Annotated in this window: 10 protein-coding genes and 1 pseudogene; 9 read left to right on the top strand and 2 right to left on the bottom strand. The window is 71.9% G+C overall.

Annotated features, from left to right (window positions below):
• Positions 1-76: 76 nt before the first annotated feature.
• From BZY54_RS12245 to helR, 8 genes and pseudogenes are all read left to right on the top strand, one after another.
• Entirely contained in the window at positions 77-2,629 is a 2,553-nt protein-coding gene (locus tag BZY54_RS12245; RefSeq protein WP_086725244.1) for a glycoside hydrolase family 127 protein, read from the top strand.
• Positions 2,630-2,923: 294 nt separating this feature from the next.
• Complete coding sequence (locus BZY54_RS12240) at positions 2,924-6,328, top strand: glycosyl hydrolase (RefSeq protein ID WP_086725197.1); 3,405 nt, start codon at positions 2,924-2,926, stop codon at positions 6,326-6,328.
• 60 nt (positions 6,329-6,388) lie between these two features.
• Positions 6,389-9,646, top strand: a complete 3,258-nt coding sequence (locus tag BZY54_RS12235; RefSeq protein WP_086725196.1) for a family 78 glycoside hydrolase catalytic domain — start codon at positions 6,389-6,391, stop codon at positions 9,644-9,646.
• 152 nt (positions 9,647-9,798) lie between these two features.
• Entirely contained in the window at positions 9,799-12,345 is a 2,547-nt protein-coding gene (locus BZY54_RS12230; RefSeq protein WP_086725195.1) for an MGH1-like glycoside hydrolase domain-containing protein, read from the top strand.
• Between the two features lie 26 nt (positions 12,346-12,371).
• Positions 12,372-14,432 carry a glycoside hydrolase family 30 protein gene (locus BZY54_RS12225; protein WP_086725194.1) on the top strand — a complete coding sequence of 687 codons (2,061 nt, stop codon included), beginning with the start codon at positions 12,372-12,374 and terminating at the stop codon, positions 14,430-14,432.
• Between the two features lie 155 nt (positions 14,433-14,587).
• Positions 14,588-15,104, top strand: a pseudogene (locus BZY54_RS53095) (DUF2269 domain-containing protein); the annotation flags it as partial.
• Between the two features lie 218 nt (positions 15,105-15,322).
• Positions 15,323-16,558 (top strand): glycosyltransferase, encoded by a 1,236-nt coding sequence (locus tag BZY54_RS12215; RefSeq protein WP_086725193.1) that lies wholly within the window; start codon positions 15,323-15,325, stop codon positions 16,556-16,558.
• A 189-nt stretch (positions 16,559-16,747) separates the two neighbouring features.
• Positions 16,748-18,901 (top strand): RNA polymerase recycling motor ATPase HelR, encoded by a 2,154-nt coding sequence (gene helR / locus BZY54_RS12210; RefSeq protein ID WP_086725192.1) that lies wholly within the window; start codon positions 16,748-16,750, stop codon positions 18,899-18,901.
• A gap of 46 nt (positions 18,902-18,947) precedes the next feature.
• Here helR and BZY54_RS12205 read toward each other — a convergent pair whose 3' ends face one another.
• The gene (locus tag BZY54_RS12205) at positions 18,948-19,994 is read right to left on the bottom strand and encodes an NADP-dependent oxidoreductase (protein WP_086725191.1); all 1,047 of its coding nucleotides are present in this window, start codon (positions 19,992-19,994) and stop codon (positions 18,948-18,950) included.
• A gap of 100 nt (positions 19,995-20,094) precedes the next feature.
• Here BZY54_RS12205 and BZY54_RS12200 point away from each other — a divergent pair, with 100 nt between their 5' ends.
• Positions 20,095-20,994 carry a LysR family transcriptional regulator gene (locus BZY54_RS12200; protein ID WP_086725190.1) on the top strand — a complete coding sequence of 300 codons (900 nt, stop codon included), beginning with the start codon at positions 20,095-20,097 and terminating at the stop codon, positions 20,992-20,994.
• A gap of 33 nt (positions 20,995-21,027) precedes the next feature.
• On the opposite strand, the gene BZY54_RS12195 is transcribed toward BZY54_RS12200, so the two are convergent.
• On the bottom strand, positions 21,028-21,291 hold a 264-nt coding region (locus BZY54_RS12195), incomplete at its 5' end, for a carboxymuconolactone decarboxylase family protein (protein ID WP_143668045.1).

Raw genomic sequence — 21,291 nt, 5'->3', positions numbered from 1 at the left:
GCATTGCTGCCCACCGAAGGGAGCTCAGCGCGTGCCCGCTCAGCGCGTCCCCGTCACCCCGTCCCGCCGTCAGATCATGTTCGCGGCGTCGGCCGCGGCGGCCGTCACCGCACTGCCCTCCCCCATGGATCCGTCCGCACACGCGGCCCCCGCCACGGTCACCGCCTCGGCGGACCCCGAGGGCACCGAGAGATCGGGGGCGAGCCCGGTCCTCACCGCCTTCCCGCTCTCCGAGGTGCGTCTGCTCGACAGTCCCTTCCTGGCCAACATGCGGCGTACCTGCGCCTACCTCCTGTTCGTCGACATCGACCGGCTCCTGCACACCTTCCGCACCAACGTCGGCCTGCCCTCCACCGCGCAACCCTGCGGCGGCTGGGAGGCGCCGAACGTGCAGTTGCGCGGACACACCACCGGCCATCTGCTCAGCGCCCTCGCCCAGGCGCACGCCAACACCGGTGACACCGCCTACGCCGGCAAAGGCCGCGCCCTGGTCTCCGCGCTGGCGCAGTGTCAGCAGGCCGCACCCTCGGCCGGATTCCACCGCGGCTACCTGTCCGCCTTCCCGGAGTCGGTCTTCGACCAGTTGGAGGCGGGCGGCAAGCCGTGGGCGCCGTACTACACCCTGCACAAGATCATGGCCGGGCTGCTCGACCAGTACCTCCTGAGCGGCAACCGGGAGGCGTTCGAGATCCTGCTGGAGAAGGCGGCCTGGGTGGACGCGCGGACCGCGCCGCTGTCCCAGGAGCGGATGCAGACCGTACTGAAGGTCGAGTTCGGCGGCATGAACGACGTACTGACCCGGCTCTATCAGGTCACCGGCGACAGCGCCCATCTGCGCACCGCCCAGCGCTTCGACCACGAGGACCTGTACACACCTCTGGCCGCCGGCCGGGACGAACTCGCCGGCCGGCACGCCAACACCGAGATCGCCAAGGTCGTCGGCGCCGTGCCCGGCTACGAGGCGACCGGGGACCCCCGGTACCTGGACATCGCCGACACGTTCTGGACGGCGGTCGTCCGGCACCACTCCTACGCCATCGGCGGCAACTCCAACCAGGAACTCTTCGGTCCGCCGGACGAGATCGTCAGCCGGCTCTCCGAGGTGACCTGCGAGAACTGCAACAGCTACAACATGCTGAAACTCGGGCGGCAGCTCTTCCTGCACCGGCCGCAGCGCGCCGAGTACATGGACCACTACGAGTGGACCCTCTACAACCAGATGCTCGGCGAGCAGGACCCGGACTCCGCGCACGGTTTCGTCACGTACTACACCGGTCTGTGGGCAGGCTCCGAGCGGCAGCCCAAGGGCGGCCTCGGCGCGGCTCCCGGAAGCTACAGCGGCGACTACGACAACTTCTCCTGCGACCACGGCACCGGGCTGGAGACGCACACGAAGTTCGCCGACAGCATCTACTTCCGCTCGAACGCATCGCAGTCGTCACCGGCCCTGTACGTGAACCTGTTCATTCCCTCGGAGGTGCACTGGTCCGACGCCGGAGTGACGCTGCGTCAGGAAACCACGTACCCGACGGACGACCGGACGCGCCTGACCGTCACCGACGGCACCGCGCGGTTCACGCTGAAGATCCGGATCCCGTCCTGGGTGGCCGACACCGGCCGTCCCGCCACCCTCAAGGTCAACGGGCGCCAGGCCGTCGCCCCCCTGCGGCCCGGCACCTACGCCACGGTGGAGCGCCTGTGGCGAACCGGCGACACCGTCGAACTCGTCCTGCCCCGCAGGCCCGTGTGGCGTCCCGCCCCCGACAATCCGCAGGTGGCCTCGCTGTCCCTCGGCCCCCTGGTCCTGGCCGGGGAGTACGGTGACACCGCCCTGGCCACACTCCCCACGGTCCTGCCCGACACGCTGCGCGCCACTGCCGGCAGGCCCACCGAGTTCACCGCCGTCGCCGACAGCCGCACGGTCACGCTGCGTCCGTTCCACGAGGTCCACCACCAGCGCTACAACGTGTACTGGGCCCACACCCCGCGGCCGAGCCGCGAACGGGACATCGCCGACTACCCCTTGCGGGAGGGCAGCGGCACGACGGCCGCCGACACCACCGGTACCTTCGCCGACGCCACGCTCGCCGGCGGCGCCACCTGGACACGTGACGGCGAGGACACCGCCGTGGCGTTCGACGGGGTCAGCGGCCACCTCGCGCTGCCGTCCGGGCTGCTGAGCGGCCTGGACGAACTGACCGTCAGTGTCCGAGTCCGCGTCGACAGCCTCGCGGCGTCCGCCCGCGTCTTCGATCTCGGGTACCACAAGGACACCTACCTCTTCCTCGCCGCGACCACCGGGGCCCGGCACGCCCGCGCCGCGCTGAAGATCGCCGGCATGGAGGCGGAGGACGTCGTGGACTCCGCCGAGCCGCTGCCCGTCGGACGGTGGACGCACGTGGCGCTGACGCTGGGCGGCGGCACCGGCGTGCTGTACGTCGACGGCACGGAGGCCGGCCGCAACACCGCGATGGTCAGTGGTCCGCTGCTGCTCGGCGCGACCACCCGGAACTACCTGGGCCGGTCGCAGAACACCACCCACCCGTACCTGCACGGCGCCGTGCGCGACTTCCGGCTGCACAACCGGGCGCTGAGCGCCGCGGAGGTGGCGCGACTGGCCTCGGGCTGAGCCACACTCACCGCTCCACTCCCCCGACGGCTCGACGGGCCGCCCGTCGCGTGCGGCTCCCGCCGTGCCGGACGGCCCGCCACGACCGGCCCCCACCCCGGGCCGGCAGATGTCCGCCACCGGCCACGCCGCCTCCGTCCATCCGCTCCGCGCCGCGCCTCTCCACCCGGCGAACGGCGCCGTCGTCCCGGAGCCGCGTGACCGGGCCCCGCCACGCCTCCCGCCGGCCGCCGGAGAACCGCATCGCGCTACCGCTCCACACCGCTCCACCGCACAGACAGAGAAAGGCCCTTCATGCCCGCACCACAGTCCGACCACTCGCTGCCCAGACGCACCTTCGTCGCGGCGGCCGGCCTCGCCGGCGGCGCGCTCGCGACGGGGCTGCCCGCGGCCGTTTGGGCGGCGGGTCCCGCTTCCGCGGCAGCGTCCGCCGCCGCCCGGAGCGGATACACCGCGGCCGGCTTCGCCGACCCCGCGAAGGACAGCCGGCCCACCGTCTACTGGTACTGGAACGGTCCCGTCACCCCGGACCTGGTGGACCGGCAGATGGCCGACCTGCGGGCCAAGGGCATGTACGAGGTCGTCCTGTTCTCCTTCGACAACGCCGAGATGCAACCGGTCTTCTTCACCGAAGGGTGGTTCGACATCGTGGGCCATGTCCTGCGCACCGCCGAGCGCACGGGTATGCGGGTGTGGCTGTTCAACGACGACCACTTCCCGAGTGGCCGGGCCGGCGAATACATCGTCAAGGGAGGCACGGTCGGCTCCCGCACCTACTCGCCGCGGCCCGATCTGCGGCTGAAGGCCCTGTGGCGGTCGACCACCGTGGTCGAGGGGCCGGCCACCCTCGACCTGCGCCGCAGCACCGGAGTGGGCGTGGAGGCGGGCCGCCTGGTCGCGGACGCCGGAGTGCTGGGCGGCGCCGCCGTGCTGCGTGGCGGCGAGAGCTGGACCGACTGCACCGTCAGCGGCAGCGCGAAGGCCGACCACACCGCCGCCGGACTCGTCGTCCGCGCCACCGCCGACGGGCTCGGCGGGTACGCGGTCGGCTTCGACCAGACCGGCGTGGTCACCGTGCTCCGTCTGGCCCAGGACACCGAGCCGGTGGTGCTGCTGCGCAGCACCCGCACCGACGGCTTCAACAAGACGAAGTTCCACACGCTGACCGTCTCCGTGCGCGGCGACAGCCTGTCCGTCACACTGGACGGCCGGGACAAGGGCACCGTCACCGACGACCGGTACGCCTCGGGGAGCGTCGGTGTGCGCGCTGTCGGGGACGAGCGGGGTCTGTGGGACAGCCTGTCCGTCACGGCGGCCGACGGCAGCACCCTGTACACGTCGTCCTTCGACACCCCGGACACCGCCGGGGACTTCCCCGAGCGTGCCGCGCTCGCCGCCCAGGCGGCTGCCGCAGCGGCCCGGCCCGCGGGCTCCGCCGATGCCTCCGACGTCGTCGACCTGACGAGCCGGCTCGACGGGGACGCCACCTGGCAGGTCCCCGCCGGCCGCTGGCAGGTCGACCTCTTCGGCGGAGCCACGCTCGTCGACGACAGCCAGGGCTACAGCCGCAGTTACGTGGACCTGCTCGACGACGAACCCGTCGAGCTGTTCCTCGACATCGTGCCCGGCGAGTACCACCGCCGTTTCGGCCGGTACTTCGGCACCGTCGTGCCGGGGTTCTGGGACGACGAGCCGTTCTTCGCCTCCGCCGAGGCCCACTTCAAGCGGCTGCCGTGGTCACCCACGCTGGACCGGGCGCTGCGCGACGTCGGGGTCGAGCCGGGAGTGGCCTACGCCAGTGCCTTCGACGACCTCGGGCGCCGTGGCCGGATAGCCCGCGGCCGTTTCTGGCAGGCCGTGTCCAACCGGTTCGCCCGGTACTTCGAGCGGCAGGCACGCTGGTACGACGAGCGCGGGGTCGCCCTGATCACCAATCCCCTGTACGACGAGACGGCGCCGGCCAAGCGGATCCCGTCGACCGGGGACCTGCACAAGGTCAACCAGTGGGCGCAGGTGCCCGGGGGCGACATCATCACCGCCGAGTACGTGGCCGGCGAGCAGACCATGATCCCCCGGAACCCGGTGTCCGTCGCCCATCAGATGGGCCGCGACCGGGCCCTGCTGGAGATGTTCGGGAACATGGGCTGGCAGGTCACGCCCTCGTTCGTGCACGCGACCGTCGGCGCGCAGGCCACCCGCGGCGTCAACCTGACGGTGCTGCACGCGCTGTGGACCGACGAGACGCGCGTCTACTTCCCGCCGCCGTTCGGCCCCCGGGCCCCCTGGTGGTGGGCCATGCGGCCGCTCGCCGAGTGGATCGGCCGGGTGATGGAGGCCGGCCGCGGCACCTCCGCCGCACGGACCGCGCTGCTCCAGCCGCAGCGCGCCACCGAACAGTGGACCGGCACCGACCGGCAGGGCGAGGTGGACGGAGCGCTCGCCGACGCGGCATACGCGCTGGAGCGTGCCCAGGTCGACTTCGACCTCCTCCACGAGGGCGCACTGGCCGGTGACGAGCAGCTGCTGTGCCGGGCCCAGGTGCGGGACGGGGGCCTCGCCGTGGGCGCCGCCCGCTACGACCTCGTGGTGCTGCCGGCCACGTACACACTGGACGCGGCCTGCATCCGTACGCTGGCCTCCTTCGTCCGCGCGGGCGGCACCGTCGTCGCGGTCGGTGACCTGCCGGCCGACGACGCCGACGGCAACGACCGCTCCCTGGCCCGCGGGCTGTCCGACCTGTTCGGGGACGCGGTGCCGGGCAGCCGCCGGTACGGCGCGGGACAGGCCGTACGGGTGGCGGACGTCTCCGGTCTGCGGGCGGCCACGCACGCGGCGGGGGTCGCCGCCGCCGTCCTCGAACCGCCCCGCGACGCGGTGCGGGTGCTCCGCGTCACCCGGGGTACGGACACGGCGTTCCTGTTCAACAACGAGAGCGGCACCGCCGTGGAGACCACCGCGATCCTGTCCGTCGACGGCGCACCCGAACTGTGGGACCCGCTGACCGGCGGCACCGGTCCCGCTCCGCTGTACCGCACCTCCAAGCGGGGCATCCACCTGCCCGTCCCGCTCGGCCCGTACGAGACCCGGATCGTCGTGGTCCGGCGCGGCGGACCGGCCGCGCCCCACCTGACCTCCTCACCGCTTCCCGTCCTCGCCGTGGAAGAGGCCGGCCGCTCCCTGCGCGTGACCGTCGAGGCCTCGGGGCCCGGGGAGCACCGGCTCACCGGCACCGCCGGCGGCCGTACCTACGAGGGCACGGTCCGCGTGGACGACCCGCTCGCTCCGGTCGCCGTGACGGGCGAGTGGACCCTCACCCTGGAACGCGACGGCGCCACGCCCGTCACGGGCCCCCTGGGCAGCTGGACCGACCAGGACCGGCTGTTCTCCGGCAGCGGCACCTACACGGTCACCGTCCCCGTGGAACGGTCCCTGCTCGACGGGCGGCGCGTCCTGCTCGACCTCGGTGACGTGCGCGAGGTGGCGGCCGTTACCGTCAACGGCACCGCGCTCGAGCCCCTGCTGTGGGCGCCGTTCGTCATCGACGTGACCGCTTCGCTGGTCGCAGGCGACAACCGGCTGGAGGTCCGCGTCGCCAACACCCTGTCCAACGAGCGCAACAAGCCGTTGCCCTCGGGGCTCCTCGGTCCGGTGACACTGCGCTTCCGCCGCCGTGTCACGACCGACCTCACGCGCGTCTGAACCGTCGCGACGTCCTCGATCGGTCCCCGTACTCCCGAGAGATCACAAGGATCACCAACCATGCCAAGACCCAGCAGACGCCGCGGCCCTCGCCGCGCCCTCGTCCTGCCCGCCGCCATGACCGCGTTCGCCACCGTGCTGGCCGGAGCCGTCACCGCCGGCGCCGCGGCGGACACCACCATCACCCCGGACGGCCTGCGGACCCAGCACCTGAGCCAGGCACTCGGCATCGACGACACCACCCCCGACCTCAGCTGGCAGACCACCGCGCACGCCGCGAACACCCTGCAGGGCGCGTACCGCGTGCAGGCCGCCACCTCGCTCCAGCTGCTGCGATCAGGGCGTCCCGACCTGTGGGACTCCGGCAAGGTGACGTCGGCCGTGCCGGAGACGACGTACCACGGTCGTGCGCTCGGCTCCCGCACTCGCGTGTACTGGCGTGTCATGCTCTGGTCGCAGGACGGGCGACAGGCCTCCGACTGGAGCGACCCGGCCGAGTTCGAGACCGGCCTGACCCGGTCCTCGGACTGGGGCGCGGACTGGATCACCCATCCCGACTGGCAGCTGAGCCGGCGCAGCGTCGAGCCGGTGGTCGTCAAGGTGCCCCGCACCACTGCGCGTTACGTCCGCCTGGACGTCACCCGGCTCGGCCTGCCCCTCGAGGAGAACTTCCCCGGCCGCACCTGGCGACTGCAACTGGGCGAGATCGACGTCCGCGACTCCGTCACCTCGGCCACCGGCCTGGCCAAGGGCGCCGCCGTCACCGCGTCGGAGAGCAACACGGTGCGCAAGACCTGGGAGCCCGCCCTGGCCGTCGACGGCCTGCCCAACAGCGCCCTGCAGACCGCGGCCGGTTACTCCAGCGCCGCCCACGACTCCGCGGACGTCTCGGACAGTCCCGTGACCCTCACCCTCGACCTGAAGTCGGCCAAGACCTTCGACGAGGTGGCCCTCTACCCGCGGGCGGACGTCCTCACCGACGACGGCCGTGTCCCCGACTTCCCCACCGACTACGCGCTGTCCGCCGGTGACGCGGCCGGCGGGCCGTTCACCGACCTGACCCGGGTGACCGGCCAGCAGCCGCCCAAGCCGTATCTGCCGTCCGGACTCCCCCTGCTCGCCAAGGACTTCACGCTCCCACGCGCGGTGCGCAGCGCCCGTCTCTACATCGCCGGGCTCGGCGTCTACGACGCCACACTCAACGGGAAGCCGGTGGGTGACGCCGTCCTGGAACCCGCCAACACCACCTACACCCGACGCGTTCAGTACGCCACGTACGACGTCACGGACCGGCTGCGCACCGGCGCCAACACCATCGGTGTCGCCCTCGGCAACGGCATGGCCAACGTCGTCAGCACCGCCGACCGGTACCGCAAGCTCTACGGCAACATCAGCGATCCCAAGCTCATCGCCCGGCTGGAGGTGACCCTCGCCGACGGCAGCGTCCGCACGGTCACCAGCGGCGACGACTGGCGTGCCACGCTCGGCCCGACGACCTCCTCCAACTGGTACGGCGGCGAGGACTACGACGCCGGCCGCGAGATCGCGCACTGGGACGAGCCGGACGGTGACCGCTCCTCCTGGGACCACGCCGTGACGGTGCCTTCTCCCGGCACGGAACAGGATCCGGCCGTCCTCAGCGCCCGCGAGACGGAACCGATCCGGAACGTGGAGACGCTCACCGGCAAGGAGGTCGACGGCGCCGCCGGCAGTCGCGTGTTCGACCTGGGCCGCAACATCGCCGGCTGGCCGGAGATCACGATCGGCGGTGCCCCCGCCGGGACCGAGATACGCATCTACCCGGCCGAGAGCCTGAAGGACGGCCACGCCTTCCAGTCCATCAGCAACGTCGGCGCCCCGGTGTGGGACAGCTACACCACCGGCTCCACGCGTACCGCCACCTGGCACCCCACGTTCAGCTACCACGGGTTCCGGTATCTGGAGCTCAAGGGCGTGCCCGCCGGTGCGACGGTCACGGTACGGGGCCGGGTCCTGCGCACCGACAACGCCTCCGCCGGTGACCTCACCACCTCCGATCCGCTCGTCGACGGCATCCACTCGCTGATCCGCCGGGCCATCGAGGGCAACATGATGAGCGTCCTCACCGACTGCCCCAGCCGGGAGAAGCTGGGCTGGCTGGAGCAGGACCAGCTGGTGTTCCCCGCGCTCGCCGGCAATTTCGACATGGAGTCCCAACTCCGCAAGATCGTGCGGGACATGGCCGACGCGCAGACCGAGGACGGGCTGATCCCGAGCACCGTTCCGGAGTACACCAGCCTGCCGGGCGCCTACCGCAACGACTCCAACTGGGGCGGGGCCTTCGTCCTGGTCCCCTGGCAGCTGTACACGACGTACGGCGACCTCGAGACGCTGCGCACCTACTACCCGCGCATGCAGCAGTACGCGGCGTTCCTGGAGAAGCAGGTCTCCGGCGGGATACTGGACTACGGTCTGGGCGACTGGTTCACCCCGGACCGCACCTTCCCGCGCGCCGTGGCGGGCACCTACGGCTACTGGCGCGTCGTGGACACGATGGCGCGGATCGCCACCCTGCTCGGCGACCGTACGGCGGCCGACGACTACCGGGCGAAGGCCGACGCCAGCGTCCGGGCACTGTCGGACAAGTACTACTCCGCGGCGACGGGCACGTTCGGCGGTGGTGGGCAGGGCGCCGAGGCCCTCGCCCTCGACATGGGCGCCTACCCCGCGGGCGAACGGGACCGTCTCCTCGGTCACTTCACCTCCTCCGTCGAGACCGCGGGCGATCACCTGCTGCTGGGTGAGATCTCCCTGCCGGCCGCCTTCCGTGTCCTGTCCGCCGCCGGCCGCGACGACGTCATCGAGAAGATCGCCACGCAGACGACCAGTCCCAGCTACGGCTACCAGGTCCTGCACGGCAACACGACGCTGGGCGAGTCCTGGGACGGTGGTCCGGGGCAGTCGCAGAACCACTTCATGCTCGGCGCGATCGACTCCTGGTTCACCACCCGTCTCGCGGGCATCGACCAGACGGCCGACTCGGTGGGCTACCGCGAGCTTCTGATCGACCCGGCGGTGGAGGGCGGGCTGACGTCGGCCTCGGGCTCGTACCGCACCCCGTACGGCGTGGCGCGCACCGCGTGGCAGCGGACCGGTGACCAGTTCCGCCTGAGCGTGGACGTCCCGGCCGGCAGCACGGCCGAGATCCACATCCCGGCTGCCGGAGGCCGAGCGCAGGCTCCGCAGGGCGCACGCCTGCTGCGGGCCGGTGACACCGAATCGGTGTACCACGTGGGCTCCGGACACTGGCAGTTCGAGTCGGTCATGCCGTCTTCCTAGGGTTCCGGGCGCCGGGGCGGACCGCTCCGCCGGTCCGCCCCGGCGCCGTCCTGGGCCTGACGGTCCAGCCGTACCTCCACACTCCACACGAACACGTGTGGTCGAAAGTTCGATCACCATTCGATATACCGAACAAAGAGAGGGTACTGCACATGGCACAGCACCAGATGCCCAGACGGCACTTCCTCGGCACCGTCGGCGCGGCCGGCCTCGGCAGCGCGGCGATCGGCCTGACGACGGGCACCGGCCAGGCCGAGGCGGCCCCGGCCGGTACGCAGGGCGCCGCGGGCGCGTCCGCCGGGCAGGAGGCCGCCCTGCCGTATCCCACGCTCCGGCGGCCGTTCGCCATGCCCGGCGTCAAGGAGCAGGACTGGACCGGCGCGCTGTTCGTCGGCACCGGCGAGTCGCGGTTCGCCCTGCGCGTCGGGCTGCTCACCGCGCAGGGCAAGCTGCTCCGCGAGAAGATGACCAACTACCTCTGGCGGATCGGTCCGATGACACCGGACGGCGCGTACAAGGAGGTGCAGGTCACCACCGACGACCGCACGGTCATGCCGGCGCACCTGGAGGCACTGCGCGAGGTGATCGCGCACCCCGACCAGTGGTCGCAGAGCGCAGTCGCCGACGCCACGGCGAAACTCCCGCAGCTGCAGAAGAAGTACGACCAGGTGCAGAGCGAGAAGCGCACCATTCGGGTGCGGTACGCCCGCACCGGCGACGGAAGCGGCCTGGTGGGAGCCGTCACCGCACTCGACGACGACACGACCCTCGTGCTCGAACTCTCCTCCCCCTGGGGCGAGGAGGCGACCTTCGCCCTGGACGGCGAGGGCCTGACGGGCAGCGCCCCGGGCCTGCTGGAGAAGAACCGCACCGGTCACATACGGCTGTCGCCCACCGAACGCGCCGACAGCAGCGGCTGCTACGCCTCGGTCGCCGACATGACGGCGGCCGTGACCGGCGGCAGCGGCGCGCCGGGCACCGCCGTCGCCGCACTCGTCTACCGGCTCGGCAAGGGACGGACGATCACGTTCGCCGCCCGCGTCGACGACCGGCCGCTCGAGGCCCGGACGCCGGAGGCACACGAGGTGGAGCACACGCTCGCCGCCGCCGGGGCACACGTCCGCGGCGGCAACCTCACCGGTTCGGGACCGGTGGGGCGCGCGGCGGACGCGGTGCGCGACGCGTTGTCGCTCAACACGAACTACGACCGGGACCGCCTGCGCAACTTCGTGATGTGGGGATGGGGCGGTGGAGGCGGTCTGTTCACGGGATGGGACTCGGCCTTCGACGCCGTGGACGCCGCCCTGGTCAGCCGCACGCTCGCCGTCCAGCACGAGACGGACGTCTTCGAGGCCCCGGCACCGCCCAACCAGGTCCCGCTGCAGGGACCGCGCTACGACCAGCAGAACTCCGGGCCGATGCACGCGTACGCCGTGTGGCGGCTGTACACCAAGTTCGGTGACCGCTCGGTGCTGGAGAAGGCCTACCCCGCGCTCGTCACCTTCCACGACCTCCTGCCGGAGTGGGACACCGACAAGGACGGCCTGCTGGAGACACCCTACTTCGGGGACCGGATCGGCGGCCGGGGCAACCACCTCGGCCTGGACGACAGCCCCGTCTACGCCGCCTACCACCGGATCGCCAAGCAGGGCGGCAGCGGCGACAAGCGCGACAACACCGACCTCACCGACGTGGCGCTCAACTCCTACTACGCGCTGCTCGCCGAGACCCTGGCGAAGATGGCGCGCGTGCTCGGCAGGCCTGAGGACGCCACCCGGTTCGCCGCTCAGCACGAGAGGATCCGGCGGCTGCTCAACGACCGGCTGTGGCACCCCGAAAAGGGCCTGTACCTGAGCCGCTACCTGGACGGAACGTGGAACGAGGTGGTCACGCCGACCGTCTTCTACCCGATGTACGCGGGGCTCGCGACGCCGGAGCGGGCACGGATCCTGGTCGAGCGACACCTGCTCGATCCAGAGGAGTTCTGGGGCGACTACGTCGTCCCGAGCGTCGCCCGCAACGACCCGGCCTACTGTTCCGGCGGCCCGGTGCACCCGTCCTCCGGGCACTTCCGCTTCTTCGACCGCTACGGCGAGGGCTCCGCCCCCGAGCAGTGGAAGGGCGCTGTGTGGCCGCCGATGAACGCCACGGTCTACGACGGCGTCAAGCGGTACGGCTTCGACGACGTGGCCGGCCGGTTCGCCGCCCGGAGCACCGCGATGTACCTCGACGCCTGGGACAAGGAGAACTGGTTCCCGGAGTCCTTCGACCCCGAGCCCGGCCAGTCCATCATGGACTCCGCCGTCGACACGGCCTGGCGCACCTACTCCTGGTCCAACGCGATGGCCGTGCAGGGCCTGCACGAACTCATCTCCGACAACCCCTGGGACGGCGATCCCTCGGCCCTCATGTTCGGCACGCTCTCCCTGCCGGGCACCAACACGGTCGCCAACGTGCAACTGCGCGGCCACACCTACGCCGTCTCCGCCGGACCCGACAGGACCACGCTCGTCCGGGACGGCCGCACCGTCTTCCGGGCCACCGGCGCCCGGGTCGCGGTCCGCAACTTCGTGCTCCGCGGCTCCGGGGCCTCCTTCGACATCAACGCCGACGGTCCCGCCCGCGTCGAGGTGTTCGCCGAGGACGGCCGTGCCCGAGGGCGGAAGGTACCGGGCGGTCGTACCCACGTCTCGCTCTGAACGACCCGCCGAACACAAGGAGAACCATGCTCAGAACGGAAAGACGGACCGGCACGCCGCACCGGCTCACCGGACGCGCCGCGCGCGCCGTGTGCGCCCTGCTCGTGTCCTGTCTGGCGCTCGTCGCCCCCGCCGCGGCACACGCCGACACCAGCGCGCCCCCGGTGCAGCAGATCACCGTGGACGGCGACGGAACCGGGCGGGTCTTCGACGGGGTCGGCGCCATCAGCGGGGGCGGCGGCACCTCACGGCTGCTCGTCGACTACCCCGAACCGCAGCGCAGCCGGATCCTGGACTACCTCTTCAAGCCCGGGTACGGCGCCTCGCTGCAGATCCTGAAGGTGGAGATCGGCTCGGACACCAACTCCAGCAACGGCGCCGAGCCCAGCCACATGCGCACCCGCACCCAGGTCGACTGCGACCGCGGCTACGAGTGGTGGCTCATGGAACAGGCCAAGAAGCGCAATCCGCAGATCCGGTTCTACGGCCTCGAATGGGGAGCGCCCGGATGGTTCGACGGCGGCTTCTGGTCCCAGGACAACATCGACTATCTGATGCAGTGGCTCGGCTGCGCCGAACGGCACGACCTGCACATCGACTACCTCGGCGGCTGGAACGAGAAGGGCTGGGACGCCGCCTGGTACGGGAAGCTGAAGGCCGCCCTGGTGCGCGAGGGCCACGGTGACGTCAAGGTGGTGGCAGCCGACAACGCCGGCTGGAAGGTGGCCACCGACATGAAGAACGACCCCGCCTTCGACGCGGCCACGGACGTCGTCGGCATCCACTACCCGTGTTCCGCCGTCCACTGTTCCAGCTCACCGGACGCCCTCAGCCTCGACAAGCCGCTGTTCGCCAGCGAATCGGGCTGGAACAACTACCTCACCGGGGCGACCAGGCTCGCCGCGGAGATGAACCACGAGTACGTCGACTCCCGCATCACGGCGTTCATCAACTGGCCCGCCGCGTACGCCTGGTACCCGACGGTCCAGATGCAGGGCAGCGGTCTGCTCCGGGCCAACGAGCCGTGGAGCGGTCACTACGAACTCGGCCCGACGCTGTGGACCATCGCCCAGACCGCGCAGTTCACCCGGCCGGGCTGGAGCTACGTCGACTCCGCCAGCGGCTACCTCGACGGCGGCGGCACCTACGTGACCCTGCGGTCCCCGGGACCGCGCCCCGCCTACACCACGGTGTTCGAGACGACCGGCGCGACGGCCCCGCAGAACGTCAGCGTCACGCCGTCCGGAAAGCTGCCGCGCGGTGCCCTGCACCGCTGGTCGACCACCCTTGAGTCCACCGACCCCGCCGACTGGTTCGTACGGGGCGCCGACGTGCCTCCGGACGCGACGGGCGGCCACGGCATCACCCTTCAGCCGGGCACCGTCACGACACTGACCACCATGCCGGGTGGGAAGGGCAGTGCCGCCGCGAGCGCACCCCGCGCGCAGACCATGGCCCTCCCTTACAGCGACGACTTCGACGCCTATCCGACCGCGGCCACACCGCGCTATGTCTCCGACATGGAGGGCGCCTTCCAGGTCGCGCCCTGCTCCACCGCGCCGCAGGCCGCATCCGGCAGCCGGGGCACCGGCGGGTGCCTGCGTCAGGCCGTCACGACCCAGCCCACGAAGTGGTCCAGGGTGGCCGCCCCGCTCACCTTGTCCGGGGACAGCCAGTGGACCGACTACACCGTCTCCGCCAAGGTCATGATCGACCACACCGGCACGGCCTCACTGCTCGGCCGCGTGGTGAACCAGCTCAACAACGTCGGCACCGGCCGCGTCAACGTGTGGCAGGGCTACTACCTCAAGCTGTCGGACTCCGGCGCCTGGTCGCTCGAGGTCGTCGCACCCGACAAGACCATCCGTGTCCTGGCGAGCGGCAGCCTGTCCTCCGCGGGAGCGGACACCTGGCACCGGCTCTCGCTCGGCTTCTCCGGAGAGACGGTCACGGCCCACATCGACGGGACGGAGGTCGCCCACGTGTCCGACGCCACGTACGACCACGGCCAGGTCGGCCTGGGACTGGACTCCTACACGACTTCGCAGTTCGACGACCTGGAGGTGCTGCCGGCACAGAACGCGTAGAGGAGCGGGCCGTACGAACGGATGCCCCGGGCGCCGCCTGCCGGTGTCCGGGGCGCCGGACCGTTCGGTGTCCTCCTCCTGTACGCCGAGGTCAGTACGCGGACTTACTCCCGCCGTCAGATGCCTCCGCCGCCGCGGCCCGGCACGGTGTCCGGGTGAAACTGCGCCGTCCCGCCCGCCAGGCTCTGCTCGTCGTCCATGTGACCGCCTCCGCGAGCCGGCTCGGGCTCACGCTCGGGCTGCTCGCGCTCGGGGTGACCGCGACCGCCACCGGGTCCGTGGTGACCACGGGGGCCTGCGTCCGAGCCATGAAGATCTTCACCGACTGGCTCCTGCTCCCCGTCGCGTTCCTCACCCTCCTCAGCGGACTGCCGCTGTCGCTGGGCACGCCATGGGGCCTGGCGAGGCCCGAGGCACCGATGGGTCCACACGAAGTTCTGGCTCACCCTGGCCACGACCGCCGCCACGGCCTTCGCGCTGCGCCCCGGGCTGAACTCCGCCGTCGCGGCCGTGACCGCCGGCCAACCTCTGCCGGACGCCCGCGCGGTCCTGCCCGGGCCGATCGTCTCTCTGTCCGCCTACGTCTTCATGACGGTCATTTCGGTCCTCAAGCCCTGGGGGCCGACCCGCCGTGGCCGCAGACTGCGTGTGTCGTCCGCCCACCAGCCGGCGGGCGCGGGGCGGGGCGGGCCCGCGAGTCGGTATGACCCGTCACGGAACCGGATCCCGCAAGGAGAACCGTTCCGGCGGACGGCAAAAGAAAAGGCAAGGAGTTCACCCGCTCCTTGCCACTCTCAACTTATAACACACGGGGGGCCTTGCGGCAAGGCCCCCTGTGTGCCGCAGAATCTCCGGCCTGAGCCGGAATCTGCGAAAACGGGAGTCGCTGGATGCGCGTGATGTTGTCGACGTACGGTTCGCGGGGGGACGTCGAGCCTCTGGTGGCACTCGCGGTGCGGTTGCGGGAACTCGGTGCCGAGGTACGGGTGTGCGCGCCGCCGGACGAGGACTTCGCGCGGCGGCTGGCCGGTGTGGGCGTGCCGCTGGTGCCGTTCGGCCCGTCGGCGCGCGCGCTGACGACCGCCGTGCCGGCGCCGGCAGACCTGCCCCGGCGTGCCGCCGAGGTCATCGCCGGCCAGTTCGACGCGGTCATCGCGGCGGCCGAGGGATGCGACGTGCTGGTGGCCACGGGCATGATGCCGGCCGCGGCCGGCGCGCGGTCGGTGGCCGAGAAGCTGGGCATCCGCTCCGTGTACGTGACCTTCCAGCAGCTCACCCTGCCGTCGCCGCACCACCCGCCGTTGGCGTATCCGGGCCGGCCGTTCCCACTGGAGGTGACCGACAACCGGGTGCTGTGGGAGCTGGACGCCCAGAGCATCGACGCGCTGTTCGGTGAGGCGCTCAACACCAACCGGACGTCGATCGGCCTGCCACCGGTGGAGCACGTGCGCGACTACGTCATCGGCGACCAGCCGTGGCTGGCCACGGACCCGGCTCTGGACCCGTGGCACCAGACCCCGGGCCTGGACGTCGTACAGACCGGAGCGTGGCTCCTGCCGGACGAGCGCCCGCTGCCGGAAGACCTGGTGGCATTCCTGGACGCCGGCGAGCCACCGGTGTTCGTCGGCTTCGGCAGCATGCCCATGCGCGCCTCGGCGAATGCCGCACAAGTGGCCATCGAGGCCGTCCGGGCGCAGGGGCACCGCGTGCTCGTCGCCCGTGGCTGGGCCGACCTGTCCCTGATCGACGATCGGGACGACTGCTTCGTCGTCGGCGAGGTCAACCATCAGGCGCTGTTCGGCCGGGTGGCGGCCGTGGTGCACCACGGCGGCGCGGGCACCACCACGACGGCCACCCGGGCAGGCACGCCTCAGGTGGTGGTCCCCCAGGCGGCGGACCAGCCGTACTGGGCCGCCCGGGTGGCCGAACTAGGCATCGGTACGGCACACGACGGCCCGACCCCGACGTTCGAGTCCCTGGCCGCCGCGCTCAAGGCAGCCCTGGCCCCCGGGACCGGTGCGCGAGCGACCACCGTGGCCGGGACGGTCCGCGCCGACGGGGCGGCGGTGGCCGCGAAGCTGCTGCTCGACACGATCAGCCGGGAGACACCGCCCGTGCCCGCGTGAGCCGGGCGGGCACCTCGAGCCAGGCCCCGGAACGACTAGACCCTGCCGACCCTGGGAGCCGAACCGGCGACGGCCACGGGTCCAGGTCAGGCGGAGCGTTGCTCGTCATGGCCACCAGGTTCGTCACGCCGGTCCAGAAACCCTGCCGCAAGAAACGGTCGCGAGCGACCCCAGAACGGAGCCGATGACGTGCACCCGCTGACGTCCAGCGTGTTCGACCTTCCCGACAACCTCTCCCTCAAGGCCGACCCGGCGCTGATCGCCCGCGACGAGGTGCAGTTCGCGGCCATCGCGGAGACCCTCGAGCGGACCATCGCCGAACTGTCCGACCGCCTCGACGCCGAACTCAAGGCGCCCGGCGGGGTCGGCCAGGAGGCGATGGACCGGGACATCGAGGTCCACCGGCTGAACGGCCGGCTGCGCGCTCTGCGCCGCTTCGGCCTGGACCTGTGTCTCGGGCACATGGTCCCCGCGGGCGACGCCGAGCCCGTCTACATCGGACGGCTGGGCCTCACCGACAGCGAGGGCCACCGGCTGCTGATCGACTGGCGCTCCCCCGCGGCCGAGCCGTTCTTCGCGGCGACCCATGCCGACCCGATGGGTCTGCTGAGCCGCCGCAGGTACCGGTGGACCCGCGGACGGATCAGTGACTACTGGGACGAGGTGTTCACCGCGGACGGGCTCGAGGGGCGCGCGGCGCTCGACGACCAGTCCGCCTTCATCGCCAGCCTGGGCACCAACCGGTCGGCCCGCATGCGGGACGTGCTCGCCACCATCCAGGCCGACCAGGACGCCATCATCCGGGCGGGGTCCCGCGGCGCTCTCGTCGTCGACGGCGGTCCCGGCACCGGCAAGACCGTCGTCGCCCTGCACCGCACCGCCCACCTCCTCTACTCCGACCCGCGCCTCGGTCACCGGCGGGGCGGTGTGCTGTTCGTCGGTCCGCACCGGCCCTACCTGTCCTACGTCTCCGACGTCCTGCCCAGCCTCGGCGAGGAGGGGGTGCAGACCTGCATCCTGCGGGACCTCGTCGCCGAGGGCGCCTCGGCAACGGTCGAGACCGACCCCGAGGCGGCCCGCCTGAAGTCGTCCGCGGAGATGGTGAAGGCGATCGAGAGGGCCGTCGGGTTCTACGAGGAGCCGCCCACCGAGGCGATGACGGTCACGGTCGACTGGTCCGACATCCGGCTGACCGCCGACGACTGGGCCGAGGCCTTCGAGGCGCCGGAGCCCGGTACTCCGCACAACGAGGCCCGCGACCAGATCTGGGAGAAGCTGGTCGAGATCCTGAGGGACAAGTACGACGGCGACGTCTCGCCCGACCTGTTCCGCAGAGCGCTGCGGCAGGACGAGGAGCTGAACGCGGCCCTCGGCCGCGCGTGGCCGCTGATCGAAGCGGCCGACCTCGTCGGAGACCTGTGGTCGGTGCCGGCCTACCTGCGGATGAGCGCTCCCTGGCTGGGCCCTGACGAGGTACGCAGGCTGCAGCGCGCGCACCCGCAGGCCTGGACGGTGTCCGACCTGCCGCTCCTGGACGCGGCGCGGCAGCGGCTCGGCGACCCGGAGGCGTCCCGGCGCAAGCGCCGGCTCGAGGCCTCCGCCGCCGCCGAACGCGAGTACCGGGCCCAGGTCACCGAGAACCTGCTGAGGACCGATGACGACTGGCAAGGCATGCTGATGACGATGCTGACCGGACAGGACCTGCAGAACACGCTGGTCGACGAGGACGCGCTGCCCCACCCCGAACCCGACCTGCTCGCCGGCCCGTTCGCGCACATCGTCGTGGACGAGGCCCAGGAACTGACCGACGCGGAGTGGCAGATGCTGCTGCTGCGGTGCCCGTCCCGGAGTTTCACCATCGTCGGGGACCGCGCCCAGGCCCGGCACGGGTTCACCGAGTCGTGGCGGGAGCGGCTCGAGCGGATCGGGCTCGACCGGGTCGACCTGGCCCGCCTGAGCATCAACTACCGGACGCCGGAGGAAGTCATGGCGGAGGCCGAGCCGGTCATCCGGGCGGTGCTCCCGGACGCCAACGTGCCGACCTCCATCCGCCGCAGCGGCGTCCCCGTCGTCCACGGATCCGTGTCGGATCTGGACTCGATCCTCGGCACCTGGCTCGCCGCGCACGCCGAGGGGATCGCCTGCGTCATCGGCGACGCCACGTTCCGGACCACGTCGTCCCGGGTCCGGTCGCTGACCCCGGAGCTGTCGAAGGGGCTCGAGTTCGACCTGGTCGTCCTCGTCGACCCGGAGGAGTTCGGCGAGGGCGTCGAAGGGGCGGTCGACCGCTATGTCGCGATGACCCGGGCGACCCGGCAACTCGTCATCCTGACGAGCCGCTGACGCGGGCCGGAGCAACACCCGGTGCCGGACGCGTCGCCGGTACCCGTCACGACGACGGCTCGAGGTCCCGTCCGTACGCGGACGGGACCTGCGTGTGGTCCCGGACGATGATCTTGCCGGTGTTCTCACCGCGCAGCATGCCCAGGAACGCGTCCACGATGCGCTCGAACCCGTCGACCACCGTCTCGTCCGGAGCGAGCCGGCCGCTCCGCAGATGCGGCACCGCGAACTCGTACAACTCCTCCTGCGCCTCACGGTGGTTCCTGACCAGGAAGCCCTCCATGCGGATGCTCTTCTCCACGATGTCCGCGTGGTCGAAGCGCGGCGGCGGCACGTCGCGGTTGTTGTACTGGCTGATGGTGCCGACCCGGACGATGCGCCCGAACTCACGCAACGCACCCACGGCCGCGGCCAGTTGTCCGCCGCCGACGTTGTCGACGAACACGTCGATGCCGTCCGGCGCGACCGTGCCGAGCAGGTCGGCGGCGGGTCCGTCGTGGTAGTCGAAGGCGGCGTCGTAGCCCACCTCCCGCGTGAGGTGGTGCACCTTGGCCGCCGAGCCCGCGCTGCCCACGAGCCGTCCGGCGCCGAGCAGTCTGGCGAACCGCCCGGTCGCCGTGCCGACACCGCCGGCGGCGCCCGACACGAACAGGTCCTCGCCCGCCTGGAGCCGGGCGATCCGGGTCAGGCCGACATAGGCGGTCAGGCCGGTGCCGCCCAGGACGCTCAGGTACGCGGTCAGGGGCACCCCCTCGAAGCGGGGCAGCCGCCGGATCTCCTCGGGCGTGACCATCGCGTGCGTCCGCCAGCCCTGCCGGTGGAACACGACGTCGCCCTCGGCCAGCCGCGGCGTGCGGGAGGCGATCACCCGCCCGATGGTGCGGCCCTCCAGCGGTGCGTCGAGGGCGAAGCCGCCGGGCACGTCGTCCATCATCTCGCGATGGTAGGGGTCGACGGACCAGTAGAGGTTCTCGACGAGCGCGCTGCCGGCCGTGGGCTCGGGGACGGCGGACTCGACGAAGGCGAAGTGCTCCGTGGTGGGAAAGGCGTGAGGGCGGGCGGTCTGGTGCACGGTGAGTGCGGTCTCGTTCATGCCCGGACCGTAGGACGGGAATGCGCCGTCTCGGCAGCCGGTTGGGCTCATGCGACGCACCGTTCCATGAGCAGTACTCATACGTTGAGGTGAGCGCCCCGTGGCCCGCACGACCGACTCCGATCTCGCCCCGCACGAGTTGCGCATCCTGGTGGCGGTCGCGGACGCCGGCGGCTTCTCGGCCGCGGCCGATACGCTCGGTGTGACCCAGTCCGCGGTCTCCCACTCGGTCCGCGGCAGCGAGCGCAAGATCGGTGCCGTGCTCTTCGAACGTTCCCGCGCCGGTGCCCGCCCCACCGCTGCCGGTGGGAAGGCCGTCGCCCACGCCCGCCGTATCCTGCGCCTGCTGGACGTCCTGACCGCCGAGGCCCGTGAGGCGGCCCGGCCCGACGCGGCGGCGGGACCGCTGCGGATCGCGGCCTTCCGCAGCGCGGCTCTCCACCTGCTGCCACCCGTCCTGCAGCGGCTGCGCGTCCGGCACCCCGGGATCGAGCCGCGGGTGCGGGTCGTCCGCGAGGTGGGGCGCGGCACCGCGGGCGAAGTGACCGACGGGAAGGCCGACATAGCCATCGCCACCCTGGGCGGTTCCGTGCCGCCACCTCCGGGGCTGGTCGCGAGCGGACTCTTCGACGAGCCCTACGCCCTGGTGCACCCGGAGGGCCACGCCGACCCACGCTCGCTGCCGCTGGTCGACTGGGCCGAGAACTGCGGCTCGTACACCCGCGGCTGGTGGGCTGCGCAGGACTGGATCCCGGCGGCGACCGTCGAGGCAGAGGACGACGGAACGGTCCTCTCCCTGGTGAGCGCGGGACACGGCATGGCGATCATGCCCGCGCTCTCCCTGGCCGGCGCACCGGCCTCGGTCGCCGTCACCGATCTCGGCCCCGCCCGCCCGACCCGCCAGGTCGGCTACGTCACCACCTCCGAACTCGCCCGATCCGCCGTCGTGCGCGCCTTCGTGCGGGAACTGCGGGCCACGGTCCCCCAGGACTGCCGCTGATGCCGGTCGACACCGGCCGTCGCCGCCGCCCCGTCAGTGGAACTGGCCGACCTCGTAGTCGCCGGCGGGCTGCTGGGTGATGACGTTGCCGCGGTTGAAGGCGTTGATCACGGCGATCTGGGTCACCAGGGCGGCGAGCTGGTCCTCGTCGTAGTGCTTGGCGGCATTCGCCCAGACCTCGTCCGGGACGCCGCCGGCCGCGTCGGCGATGCGGGTGCCCTGTTCCGCCAGCTCCAGCGCGGCGCGCTCGGCATCGGTGAAGACCTTGGCCTCGCGCCAGGCGGCGACCAGGTTGAG

Source organism: Streptomyces carpinensis (assembly GCF_002154505.1).
Lineage (GTDB): Bacteria > Actinomycetota > Actinomycetes > Streptomycetales > Streptomycetaceae > Streptomyces > Streptomyces carpinensis.
Note: the sequence above shows the minus strand (reverse complement) of the source record. Positions and strands in the feature narration are given on the sequence as shown.